At 40.9% G+C, this 13,077-nt stretch carries 11 protein-coding genes; 1 reads left to right on the plus strand and 10 read right to left on the minus strand.

From position 1 onward, the window contains the following. Positions 1 to 87: 87 nt before the first annotated feature. The 4 genes from ftsX to H7F25_RS14955 all read right to left on the minus strand — a co-directional run bounded on the left by ftsX (position 88) and on the right by H7F25_RS14955 (position 3,267). Positions 88 to 978 carry a permease-like cell division protein FtsX gene (gene ftsX, locus H7F25_RS14940; protein WP_024423600.1) on the minus strand — a complete coding sequence of 297 codons (891 nt, stop codon included), beginning with the start codon at positions 976 to 978 and terminating at the stop codon, positions 88 to 90. Next, the gene (gene ftsE, locus H7F25_RS14945; protein WP_024423601.1) at positions 971 to 1,657 is read right to left on the minus strand and encodes a cell division ATP-binding protein FtsE; all 687 of its coding nucleotides are present in this window, start codon (positions 1,655 to 1,657) and stop codon (positions 971 to 973) included. Before ftsE ends, ftsX begins: the two co-directional genes overlap by 8 nt. A 383-nt stretch (positions 1,658 to 2,040) precedes the next feature. Further along, positions 2,041 to 2,370, minus strand: coding sequence for a cytochrome c551 (gene cccB / locus H7F25_RS14950; RefSeq protein ID WP_024423602.1), 330 nt, complete (start codon positions 2,368 to 2,370; stop codon positions 2,041 to 2,043). Between the two features lie 48 nt (positions 2,371 to 2,418). Beyond that, a complete protein-coding gene (locus H7F25_RS14955; RefSeq protein ID WP_185853880.1) occupies positions 2,419 to 3,267 on the minus strand; it encodes a YitT family protein in 849 nt (282 codons plus the stop codon). A 189-nt stretch (positions 3,268 to 3,456) separates the two neighbouring features. Here H7F25_RS14955 and H7F25_RS14960 point away from each other — a divergent pair, with 189 nt between their 5' ends. Beyond that, entirely contained in the window at positions 3,457 to 4,191 is a 735-nt protein-coding gene (locus H7F25_RS14960; protein WP_185853881.1) for an alpha/beta family hydrolase, read from the plus strand. A gap of 213 nt (positions 4,192 to 4,404) precedes the next feature. On the opposite strand, the gene H7F25_RS14965 is transcribed toward H7F25_RS14960, so the two are convergent. From H7F25_RS14965 to H7F25_RS14990, 6 genes are all read right to left on the minus strand, one after another. After that, entirely contained in the window at positions 4,405 to 6,198 is a 1,794-nt protein-coding gene (locus tag H7F25_RS14965; RefSeq protein WP_185853882.1) for a M3 family oligoendopeptidase, read from the minus strand. Positions 6,199 to 6,322: 124 nt separating this feature from the next. Next, positions 6,323 to 7,424, minus strand: a protein-coding gene (prfB, locus tag H7F25_RS14970) for a peptide chain release factor 2 (protein ID WP_098677688.1) whose coding sequence is annotated in 2 segments (ribosomal slippage) — positions 6,323 to 7,351 and positions 7,353 to 7,424 — 1,101 coding nt in all. Because the reading frame shifts where the segments join, the coding sequence is not laid out codon by codon here. Positions 7,425 to 7,491: 67 nt separating this feature from the next. Further along, positions 7,492 to 10,017, minus strand: coding sequence for a preprotein translocase subunit SecA (gene secA, locus H7F25_RS14975; protein ID WP_024423607.1), 2,526 nt, complete (start codon positions 10,015 to 10,017; stop codon positions 7,492 to 7,494). Between the two features lie 198 nt (positions 10,018 to 10,215). Continuing rightward, positions 10,216 to 10,779, minus strand: coding sequence for a ribosome hibernation-promoting factor, HPF/YfiA family (gene hpf, locus H7F25_RS14980; RefSeq protein WP_024423608.1), 564 nt, complete (start codon positions 10,777 to 10,779; stop codon positions 10,216 to 10,218). 188 nt (positions 10,780 to 10,967) lie between these two features. Further along, positions 10,968 to 12,653, minus strand: a complete 1,686-nt coding sequence (locus H7F25_RS14985; RefSeq protein WP_185853883.1) for a methyl-accepting chemotaxis protein — start codon at positions 12,651 to 12,653, stop codon at positions 10,968 to 10,970. 33 nt (positions 12,654 to 12,686) lie between these two features. After that, the gene (locus H7F25_RS14990; RefSeq protein ID WP_185853884.1) at positions 12,687 to 13,067 is read right to left on the minus strand and encodes a DUF8042 domain-containing protein; all 381 of its coding nucleotides are present in this window, start codon (positions 13,065 to 13,067) and stop codon (positions 12,687 to 12,689) included. Positions 13,068 to 13,077 lie beyond the last annotated feature (10 nt).

The raw sequence follows: 13,077 nt of genomic DNA on the forward strand, positions 1-13,077 counted from the left end.
ACTGTCGACATGAAGAGCCGACCGGATGAATCGGATCAACCGGTCACATCTTCTATAGAAATCTCGAATGCTGCCATCAAAATATATTTATACTTTTAAGAATTTACGGATAGACGTTAAGCTTCCCCATACCCCAATGATTGCACCGATCACTAGCAGGATCAGTGATACTTGATAGACAAACGGGTTGTATGGAAGCATTGAAATAAATGAGCCTTGTACTCTCGGTGCGACCCAGCCCACTGCATATTGATACGTGCCAAGCAATAGAGCAATAGGTATAATGGAGCCAAATACACCAAGTAATAGTCCTTCAATGAAGAATGGCCAGCGGATAAACCAGTTCGTTGCACCTACCAGCTTCATAATCTCAATTTCTTTACGTCTAGCAAAAATCGTAATTTTGATCGTATTGGAGATTAAGAACATAGCTGTAAATAACAGCCCAATAATGAGCACAATACCGACATTACGCGCTACTCCGACTACATTAAAGAGTCGGCTGACCTCTTCTTTTCCATAGGTTACTTTATATGTACCCTTTAGTTTTTCTAATTTCTTCGCTACTTTTGGTGTATCGTGAGGATCTGTTGTTTTCACAATAAACGCATCGTTTAATGGATTTTCTTGATCAACAAGTCCCATGGATTGTCCATTTTCTCCAAAGCTTTTAATCAGTGCTTTCAGTTCGTCATCCTTAGATGAGTACTTCACATCACTGATTTCAGGAATCTTTTCAATTTCTGCTTTTAATTCATCCTGCTGCTTTTGATTCGCCGTTAATTCGATTAATACTTTTACTTCTACTTCTTTTTCAGCGTTCGATGCCATGTTATTCAAGTTGAGCATAATCACAAGGAAAACCCCAACTAAAATCAATGTGACAGTAACCGCACTAATTGATGCAAATGTCATCCACGTGTTTCTTCCAAGTGAACGGAAGCTCTCACGTAAATGCCGCGAGAGAGTTTTAATCATAAATTCCGTACTCCCCTCTTGCTTCGTCACGCACAATCATTCCATCTTCGATTGCAATGACGCGTTTCTTCATGGTGTTTACAATTTCTTTGTTGTGTGTCGCCATAACCACTGTTGTCCCGCGGTTATTAATCTCTTCGAGCGTCTTCATGATTTCCCAAGAAGTGTCTGGATCAAGGTTTCCTGTCGGCTCATCTGCAATGACGACCTCAGGGCTATTGACAATCGAGCGGGCAATAGACACACGCTGCTGTTCACCGCCGGACAGCTGGTCAGGAAATTGACGCGCTCTGTGTTTTAGCTGAACCAGATCGAGAACATCAAGCACTTTTTTCTTTATGATATGAGGCTGTTCACCAATCACTTCAAGAGCAAATGCTACGTTCTCAAACACAGTAAGAGTTGGAAGCAGCTTGAAATCTTGGAATACTACGCCAATTTCTCTTCTTACATAAGGAATTTCTTTTTCCTTCATTGATCCTAAATCTTTGTTATTAATTAAGATTTGCCCTTTGGTTGGCTTCTCTTCACGATACATCATTTTGATGAAAGTGGATTTACCAGCACCACTGGGACCAACAACATACACAAACTCTCCTGGATGGATAGAGACATTGATTCCATTGATCGCCTTTACGCCATTAGGATAGATCTTGTAGACTTCCTTCATTTGAATCATGTAATCACCTAATCTTTTCTTATTCGCTGACTAACAGCTTATCATGATGTTTTGACACTTCTCGTCAAAAAACGTTATGTATGGTCACGCACATACCCTTCGATACTTACTAACAATTTATGTCCTTTTCATCCAAAAAGATGAAAAAATTGAATCGTCTCATTTTCAACAACTCCAATTATACGTCATGAATCGACGCAATGGTATTACATTTATATTTCAAAACTTATAAATAAAAGGTAAATAGAATAATCAAAACCGAAAAACGTGCCTTTATACCCTTATTTTTTAAATAAAATTTAATATAATGCGTTTTCATACTATCTAAAAGTCTTTTTCTACATATAAAAAAACAAAAAAACCTTGTCGATTAGACAAAGGTTTTATTTTTTCTCTGCAAGCCATTTTGCTACTTCTTTTGCTTGCTTTTCATCTACCATTCCGCTTGGCATAGAGCCTTTACCGTTTTGCGCAATATCTGCGATTTGGCTTTCATTATATTTCTTCCCTACTTCTTTCAGGCTTGGTCCGCCTCCGCCAGATAGGTCTTTCCCATGACAGCCAATACAGTTTTGCTGATAGATCTCCTCACCACTGCTCACAGATGAAGCACTTTTGCTGCCTTCTTTGTCACTGCTGCTTGAATTTCCTCCACAAGCCGCGAGAACAAGAAGCATCGCTGCAAACAGCATCGTTAATCCGCTTTTTTTCATCTATTTCCCTCCCTTACAATCATTTGGTCAACGCTATTATATCCTTGTTTATGCCCTTTTAAAACCCTCACCAAGCACCTCTTTTGCATCCATCACGATGACAAATGCTGATGCATCGATTGCTTTCACCACTTGTTTCAACTTTGTGAATTGTGACTGCCCAACGACACACATCAAAATCGGGCGGTCATGATCGGTATATCCTCCAACTGCTGAGATCTTCGTCACACCACGGTCAATTTGATCAAAAACCGCCTGTCTGACCTCATCTTCATGCCCTGTAATGATCATTGCCATTTTTGAATGACTGAAGCCAGCCTGTACCACATCAATCGTTTTACTAGAAATAAACACACCAATGACCGCGTACAGCCCCTCTTCAATTCCAAAGACCGTCATCGCAGCCAGAACAATCAAGCCATCCATCATCGCTAAACAGGTGCCCAGCGTGAGTCCTGTGTACTTATTGATGATTTTGGCAGCGAGTGCCGTTCCACCCGTTGATCCATTCCCAAGGAACACGAGCCCTATTCCGATCCCAATGACCACACCGCCAAAAATAGCCGCCAGCAGTGCTTCGTGTGTGACAGGTGCAATATGTCTTGTGACAAACACCATGAAAGGTAAAAAAATCGAGCCAACGAGTGTTTTCACTCCAAATGTACCGCCTAATAAATAAAAGCCAGCGATAAACAATGGAATATTGAGCCCCCATTGTACATACGCCGCTTCAAAGCCGAATGACTGCATAATGGTACTAATGCCGCTCACACCGCCTGCTGCAATCTGATTCGGCAATAATAACGTATTAAATCCAATCGCCACGATGGCTGATCCGATTAAAATGAACAAATAATTTTTCACTTCGATCCAAAATTTTGAATGTCCCTGCTTCATGTCTTTCTTCCTCCGTTACTTCTGAATGCACACCTATTTTAAGCCCTCTTAAAACGATTGTAAATAACAGCCAAATGCAGTGCTAATGGATTAATACTTTATCACACAGACGGATCAGCGCACTTGCCGGTTGGCATAGGAGTAAATGATGGTATATTTAATATGTACATGAGAAAGAAGGGGCATGCGATGAAGAAAATACTGAAGATAACAGGTATAACATTACTTGCACTGATCATCTTAGCTTTTGGTGCTTTCTATACATGGAGCCGCTTTACATATGGACCATCAGACGCATTAAAAAAACAGGTGAACATTGAGCAAGTGGAACATAAAAACAATGTTTATACATTTAAAGCATCAAAAAGTGATACTGGCATCATTCTCTATCCTGGGGCAAAGGTGGAACCACTTGCGTATGCCTATATCGGGGATACGCTGATGAAAAAAGGCTACTCTGTCTTTATCCCTGACATGCCATTTTCCTTTGCGATTTTCAATCCAAACAAAGCGCAGGACATCATCAAAGATCACCAAACGATCAAACACTGGTATATTGGCGGACATTCACTTGGCGGGGCAGCTGCCGCTATGTTTGCAGAAAAAAATCAGAGCAAGCTCGATGGACTCTTTTTCCTAGCATCTTATCCAGCATCAGATGATCTGAAACAATCTTCATTGAAAATCCTTTCTATTTCAGGTGAAAAGGATGGGCTGGCAACACAAGAGAAAATCAAGAAATCGAAAACAAATCTGCCGTCTCAAACTGTTTATCATGAAATAAAAGGCGGGAATCATGCGCAGTTTGGCATGTACGGCAAACAAAAAGGTGATCAGCCAGCGGACATTCCAGCCCTGTCGCAGCAAAATGATCTCATTCAGACAATGCTTGACTGGTTGAAGCCAGCAAAAAAGCTCCCATAACGGGAGCTTCAGCGTGTAGACAAACCCTCGCATTCTTTGTCAGTCCTGCGCGTTGGTGCTCACGAATGTTCAATTCGCTCCGCGCCAATGCTCGTCCTTCCTAGACTTCAAAGGTTTTCTATCACGCTGAAAAGAAGACAAAGAGCTAAAATAAAGATCATTTTAGCCCTTTGTCAACAGTCTGAAAGCTCCCGTAATGGGAGCTTTTCATTATTATTTTTTTGTCACTTCTAAAAATTCTTCAGCATCTGCTACAGCCAAACGAATGGCTTCTTCCCAAAATGCTTTTCGAGTAAGATCAACACCTAGATGCTTTTTGGCTAAATCTTCTACTGTCATTGAAGCAGTATCTTTTAATAATGCAATGTATTTCTCTTCAAAAGATGTACCAGCCTGCAATGCTTTTGCGTAAATTCCTAACGAGAACATGTATCCAAAGGTGTATGGGAAATTATAAAATGGAACATTCGTGATATGGAAATGCAGCTTAGACGCCCAGAAATGCGGATGGTATTCATCTAATGAGTCACCGAACGCTTCCTTCTGCGCTTCGACCATCAATTCATTCAACCGATCAGCCGGCACTTCTCCTTTTTTACGCTCTTCATAAAAGCGCTGTTCAAATAAGAAACGAGATTGAATGTTCATGAAGAATGCTACACTGCGCTGCAGCTTATCCTCTAACAGGCTGAGACGCTCCTCTTCATTTGCCGCTTCTTTTAATGAAGCATCAGCTACAATCATTTCTGCGAAGGTCGACGCTGTTTCAGCTACATTCATTGCGTATTTGCGATTCAGAATGCGAACATCCTGCATCACTTCCTGATGGAACGAATGACCAAGTTCATGCGCTAGTGTCGCCACATTGGATGGACTTCCTGAGAAAGTCATAAAAATACGTGATTCTCCGCTGTCAGGGAAATTTGTACAAAAGCCGCCTACCCGTTTGTTTGGACGGTCCTCAGCTTCTACCCAGCGTTCATTAAAGGCTTTTTCTGTAAAAACAGCGAGCTCTTCTCCAAATCCAGCGAAATGTTTCACAATAAAAGCAGCTGCTTCTTGATAAGGATAGATTTTGGTCTCACTGCCGATAGGAGCCCCAACATCGAACCAGCTCAGCTTATCCACTCCAAGCATGTCAGCTTTTCGGTGTAAATAATCAATGAATGGCTGCTTATGTTCATCAATCACAGCCCACATTGTATCAAGGGTTTCTTGTTTCATACGGCAAATTTCTAGCGGCTCTTTTAAAATGTGATCCCAGCCTCTTGCTTCATACACTTGCAAACGAAAACCAGCAAGGTGATTAAGCGTACTAGCAAATAAATGTTCATCCTGCGTCCATGCATGCTCTAGGTTGTGGTAAACAGCCTTTCTGACTTCACGATCTGAATCATCCATCGCATTTTCTGCTTGGCCTACAGAGATCATCTGTGTTTCTCCATGCTGTTCAAACGGAATGGTAATTTTATTCACTAAGCTGGAATAAAGCTCATCCCACGCATGGTACCCATCTACAGCCAGCTTTTGAATCAGCGTTTCTTGTTCAACAGGTAATTGATCCTTCACACGGTCTCTCCGCTCATTTAATATGTAGCGGACATCTGAAAAGGCGGTTGAATTCATCAGTTCTTCCCACTTGTTTGCTGGGATAGCAGCAAGCGCTTGATCAAACAGTGCAAGGATGGTTCCTAAATCAGCTTCCAGCTTGGCAATCGTACCTCGAAGGCTGCCTGCTTTCATATCCTTCGTATTTTGAGCTTGGAGGCAGGTTACAAATGAACCTGCTTGAGATAATTTTTTATATGTAGTTTCATACGTGTCAAGGACAGACGTTAATTTGCTTTCAACGTGTGTATCTTCTTTTGAAAAGGCATTCACCTTTTGTCGTAATTCATCTAATAGCTGCTGAATATTTTGCAGGTATGTCTTAAATTCTGGTGAAGAACTGCCTCCTTTAAAAAAGGCATCTAAATCCCACGTTTCTTGCAATGGTGTTAATCCCAAAATATTTCCCCCTTTATTTGCTAATTTCATCATACAAAGGATATAGAATCAGTATGTCGTATGTATTCCTTTATATTCATTATATTTTCTCACAATTAAAAAAACCCGGCAAGAAGCCGAGTTTTTATGATAATTTCGAACGCAGGTACGCATCGATAAATGAATCTAAATCTCCATCCATCACCGCTTGAACATTTCCCATCTCCGTATTGGTTCGATGGTCTTTCACAAGAGAATAAGGGTGGAATACATAAGAGCGGATTTGGCTTCCCCAGCCAATTTCTTTCTGCTCTCCTCTGATTTCATCCAATTCTGCCTGCTGTTCTTCGATCCGTTTTTGATAAAGTTTCGATTTCAGCATTTTCATCGCACGTTCTCTGTTTTTAATTTGTGATCTTTCTGTTTGGCATGTCACGACGACATTCGTTGGAATATGTGTGATACGAACGGCAGAGTCCGTCGTATTCACGTGCTGCCCGCCTGCTCCGCTTGCACGATACGTATCTACCTTGATATCCTCTGTCCGAATATCAATATCAATTTCTTCATTGAATTCCGGCATGACATCACAGGAAACGAAGGATGTATGTCTGCGGCCAGAAGAATCAAAAGGAGAAATACGAACCAAACGATGGACACCTTTTTCAGCTTTTAAGTAACCGTACGCGTTATGCCCTTTGATGAGCAAAGTCACAGACTTAATTCCTGCCTCATCACCTGGAAGGTAATCAAGCGTTTCGACCTTAAAGCCTCTGCGCTCTGCCCAGCGAGTGTACATTCGCAGAAGCATAGAACCCCAGTCCTGTGATTCAGTACCGCCTGCACCTGGGTGAAGCTCCAGAATGGCATTGTTTTTATCATAAGGTTCGCTTAAAAGAAGCTGCAGCTCAAATTCGTTAAACTGCTTCGTTAAGTTCTTCAGCTCTTTTTCAAGCTCTGCATGAAGCTCCTCGTCATAATCTTCCTTTAATAAGTCATGCGTCATTTGCAGCTCTTCATGCGATTCACTGAGCTCATGATAGGAATTCACAGAATCCTTCAGTGCATTGGCTTCATTGATAACGCCTTGAGCTTTTTGCTGATCATTCCAAAAATCAGCCTCTGACATCGTCGCTTCAAGCTCTGCGATTTTGGCCTCTTTTGTTTCTAAGTCAAAGAGACCCCCTAAAATCAGCTAGCCTGCTAGCCATATTTTCAAGCTCTTGTCTAATTTCTACTAATTCCATATCCTTCACCTCATAGATGTATGGGGGCTGACATGAATAGAAAGAGGTTTTCACCTCTTTCCATTACTTATTCTGTCTTCCCATGACAATTTTTATATTTCTTGCCGCTTCCGCAGTGACATGGGGAGTTTCGTCCAATGTCTACGACTTTACGTACCGGCTTCTTCTTCACTGTCTTCTCCTCATCGCCCTCTTGCGGCTGATGAGCCGTTGTTTGACCTTGAACCACTTCTTCACGTTCTAGGTTGTTTTGGATTTCTGATTTCAAGACATACTTGGCCACATCATCTTCAATTGAAGCAACCATATGCTCAAACATCGCAAATCCTTCCATTTGGTATTCACGAAGCGGATTCGTTTGTGCGTACGCACGTAAATGAATACCTTGGCGCAGCTGATCCATTGCATCGATATGGTCCATCCACTTCGAATCCACCGCACGAAGAACGATGACTTTTTCAAATTCACGCATTTGTTCTTCGCCAAATGTTTCTTCTTTTGCATCGTATTTTTCTTTAATACGATCCATGATGAAGCTTGTGATTTCATCTGCTTCTTTACCGAAGATATCTTTGACCGTAATGGCACCTTCGTCTAAATAGTTCGTGTTGATTAATTCAACAAGACCATCTAGTTTCCATTCTTCAGGCAGCTCTTCTTTTGGCGTATAAGATCCCACAGCACGCTCAATTGAAGATTGGATCATATTAATGACAATTGATTTTAAGTTGTCAGAATCGATGACTTCAAAACGCTGTTTGTAGATTACTTCACGCTGTTGACGAAGCACATCGTCGTATTGCAGAAGCTGCTTACGGGAATCAAAGTTGTTCCCCTCTACACGTTTTTGAGATGATTCAACGGCTTTAGACACCATTTTACTTTGGATTGGTGTAGAGTCATCCATGCCAAAGCGGTCAAGCATCGCCATCGTCCGCTCTGCACCAAATCGGCGCATCAATTCATCTTCCATGGAGAGATAGAATTGGGTAATCCCTGGGTCTCCTTGACGTCCAGAACGTCCGCGAAGCTGGTTATCAATACGACGGGATTCATGACGCTCTGTCCCGATAACAGCCAGACCTCCAAGTTCTTTTACACCTTCTCCAAGCTTGATGTCTGTACCACGTCCTGCCATGTTTGTTGCAATGGTCACAGCACCTTTTTGACCAGCCTCTTCAATAATTTGTGCTTCACGCTCATGGTTTTTTGCGTTTAACACTTGATGAGGAATGCCTTTATTTTTAAGCAGCTTAGAAATAAGCTCAGATGTCTCAACTGCTACTGTTCCGACAAGAACTGGCTGCCCTGTCATATAGCGCTGCGCAACATCCTCAGCCACTGCTTTAAATTTACCATCCATTGTGCGGTAAATTAAATCAGGTCTGTCATCACGAACCACTGGTTGGTTGGTCGGGATTGACACAACCTGCATGTTGTAAATGTTACGGAATTCTTCTTCTTCCGTTTTTGCTGTACCAGTCATACCAGATAATTTTTCATACATACGGAAGTAGTTCTGGAACGTAATTGTTGCTAGTGTCATGCTTTCGTTCTGCACTTCAAGACCTTCTTTTGCCTCGATGGCTTGATGCAGACCTTCACTATAACGGCGTCCTTTCATTAAACGTCCTGTAAAGGAGTCAACGATGACTACTTGGCCTTCTTCTACCACATAATCCACGTCTTTTTGCATCGCAACATGTGCCTTCAGCGCCTGAGCGATGTGATGGTTCAGCGCGACATGTTTGACATCAAACAGGTTTTCAATGCCGAATGCTTTTTCCGCCTTCGTCATTCCGCTTTCAGTCAGCTGCACACTTTTTGTTTTAATATCATACGTGAAATCATCTTCGATTTTTAATGTGCGGACAAATGCATTGGCTTGTACATAAAGCTTTGTTGATTTCGCAGCTTGTCCTGAAATAATAAGAGGTGTTCTCGCTTCATCAATTAAAATGGAGTCAACCTCATCGATCACGGCATAATGAAGCGGTCTCTGAACCATTTGCTCTTTGTAAAGCACCATGTTATCTCGTAAATAGTCAAAGCCGAGTTCATTGTTTGTTGAATACGTGATATCAGCGGCGTACGCTTCTCTTTTTTCATCTTTGTCTAAGCTGTTTAAGTTTAAGCCGACTGTTAAACCAAGAAACTCAAAAATTTTGCCCATTTCCTGCGCATCACGGCTTGCCAAATATTCGTTGACTGTCACGATGTGGACGCCTTTTCCAGAAAGAGCATTTAAATAAACAGGCATTGTTGATGTCAATGTTTTACCTTCACCTGTTTTCATTTCAGCGATGTTACCTTCGTGAAGCGCGATGCCCCCCATGAGCTGCACCTTAAACGGGAACATTCCTGTTACGCGGCGGGATGCCTCGCGAACCGTTGCAAATGCTTCAACCAGCAGGTCATCCACGGATTGTCCTTTTTCAAGTTTTTCTTTAAATTCAATCGTTTTATTTCGTAAAGCCTCGTCAGATAATTTTTCAAAATCTTGAGCGAGAGCTTCGATTTCATTTGCCTTTTTTTCATATCGGCTGATCGTACGTTTCGTAGGATCAAACACTTTGTTTAAGATTCCAAGCATATAATAACGCTCCTCTATTTCATGCAATTTTTCGGCATGTCCAAAAGTTTGACAGGTCCATATTTACCTGCATTTATCATACCATACCTTCTTTCATTTCCAAAGAATTTGCCATAATTTCGCACAAAAAACCCGCCCCTAATGAAGGGAACGGGTTTACTTTATTTAGGTTGTTTTTAAATCAGCATCAACTGATATTTAAGCGTTTGGCTCAATGAGTCCATATTTACCGTCATTTCGGCGATAAACCACATTGGTCAAATTTGTCTCAGCATTTGTGAAAACGAAGAAACTATGACCTAACATGTTCATTTGGAGAATGGCCTCTTCACTATCCATCGGCTTTAAGTTGAAACGTTTTTGTCTGACGATTTCTGTTTCATCAATCTCTTCGTCATCTTGAACTGCTACTTCAGCCGTACCATTTCCTCCAGCAAATAAGTGCTTTTTGGCACCTTGCTCGCGGAATTTACGGTTTACTTTTGTTTTGTGCTTTCTAATTTGACGTTCTAATTTACTGGCTGCTAGGTCTACTGCATTGTACATATCCTCATTATGCACCTCAGCTCGAAGTGCTAGATCAGTCATTGGAATGGTAACCTCAACTTTAGATTCTTGATCGTTGTAAAACTTCAAGTTCACGTTGACTGAAGCATCTACATCTGTCTCAAAATAACGCTCCAGCTTTCCAATTTTTTTCTCGACATGATCTCTTAGTGCAGGTGTTACGTCGATGTTTTCTCCTCTGACATTGTAATTCATGTAAAGAACGCCTCCTTTAAAATTAAGGATATGTAAACCTATTTCTACTTTTCCCTCCTTTTCTCCTGCTCAAACGTAAAAAAAATGTGAATATTTATTGAAATTTGTCGAATTTTGCGGTGCTTCAACTGTTGCTTGATAGGTGATGAATATATATTCGGCTGATTCTTGAAAAAGACCAGCGCACATTAAATGGTAAAAGATGAAATCGATGTTTTCAGCGATTGAGATAAGGATTTTAAATCCTCCGCAGCGGCTTTCATCTCTTCATTGGCCGCTAATGATTCTTCAACAGCAGCAGACATGTACTCTGTTTCTTCTGAGTTTCGTTTCGCCCCTTCTTCAATGATACCAACCGTTTGAGAAATTTCCTCTGTACTAGCAGAAATTTGTTCTGCAGTGGCTGACAGCTCTTCTGCTTTCATTGAAATATCACGAATAGATTCCAAGATTTCATGGAAGCTCTGTTCAGATAATTGTGATACTTTTACACCCTCTGCTACATCCCGCTCGACCTTCGTCATCGATTGTGATGACTTTTCTGTATCTTTGTTCACGTTTTCGAGTAATTGACTAATTTGATCTGTCAGCTGACTAGATTCTTCTGCCAGTTTCCTCACTTCATCTGCTACAACTGCAAAGCCTCTTCCATGCTCTCCCGCTCTTGCTGCTTCTATAGCTGCATTTAAAGCAAGCAAATTCGTCTGGTCAGCAATGGCATGGATATGACCTAACAGATCTTGAATGCCTGTAAACTGCGCTTGCACATGGGTCATTGTAGAATGGTGTTCATTCACAGACTCTTTTATAGAACTCATTTGTTTCACAAACTGTTGAATAAGGGCCGCGCCCTCTTCAGCCTTTTCAGTCACTGAAATTGAGTAACCCGAAACATCGGATGTGTGTACAGCTGCATTTTGCATGCCAGTCGACACTTCCTGAATGGCGGATGCTACTTTTCCGACCGCATCTGATTGTTCACGTGAAGCTTCACTGACCTGTTCAATCGAGCTAGATGTCTGCTCACTAGCCGATAACGTTTGACTGATGGTTTCCTCAAATTGAGCAGCAGAATCAGCAAGCTGTCTTGATCCGCTTTGCACCTGCAAAATAAGCTGACGCAAATGAGCCGTCATTTGATTAAAGGCTGTGCCGAGTTGACCAATCTCATTTTTAGAGGTCACTTCAATCTCTTCAAGGGTTAGATCACCATCTGCCATCCTTTTTGCGGCATTTGTGACAGAAACAATTGGTTTTGTCATGCGATGAACAAATCTGATCCCAATCACCAAAAGGCCAACAATAATCGCTGCACTGACCAAAATGAGTGTAAGCAATAATTGATTACTATCTTGATTGAGCTGATTGATTTTTTGATCACGTTGTTTTAGCTGATTTTGAGCGAACTCTTTTGTAAAGGTATGTATTTCTTGTTCGATAGGTTGTAATTCTTGATTGAGGCGGGTGTTGAATTCTTTTTGATTTTGCATATTTAATGAATTAAATAATCGATTTGTTGAGGTGTAGTAGAGATAATTTTTTTCTGAGATTTGATCTAATAGATTTTTTGCTTGTTTGACCGTACTCTTTTTCGAAGCTTCTGCTGTTTTCTTATTAATATCTTCATATGTTTGCTCAATTTTCTGCAAATTTTCAGCATCTTGTACGACGACATATGTTTTAATCTGTGCTTCCTGCTTTTGAAGAAGCGCTTCTAATTCCAGCGAGGTCTGATAAAGCTTCACTTCCTTGCTTAATAGCGCTTTATAGGATTGATCTGTTTTGTAATAGAGAAAGCTTGAGAATCCTAACATACTGACAAACAATACACATATGACAATAAGCCCAAATAAAAATTGATTTTTTAGTCTCATAATTTCCTCCGAATGGTCTGAATTGGACAAAAATTAATGAATGACATACGGCCTCATACAGGCATGTATTTCATCCATCCACTTTCTATATTCAGGTATAAAGTATGTTTTCAGGAATGATTGGAAGTGATTTGAAGGGAATGTATAGAAAGCTAGTATATCAAAACTTAAAAATATTTGATCAAACGAACGAATCGTTTTGGCAAAGTATTCATTTTCAATAATTGAAAGCAGAAGAGGATGTGTTGTGTCTAAATGAAAGAAGGCATGGATCAGATCATTAAAGATCCGATCCCCTTCTGTTTTGTCAAAATCCTTCTCAATTTCATCTAAATAGTTTAGACTCTCTTCTATCGTGTATAGAAGTTCATAATATGTGGTTAATAAAATATAGTCATTTGAACGATACGCCACAGGTCTCACC

This window comes from Bacillus sp. PAMC28571 (assembly GCF_014250435.1).
Taxonomy (GTDB): Bacteria; Bacillota; Bacilli; order Bacillales; family Bacillaceae; genus Bacillus; species Bacillus safensis.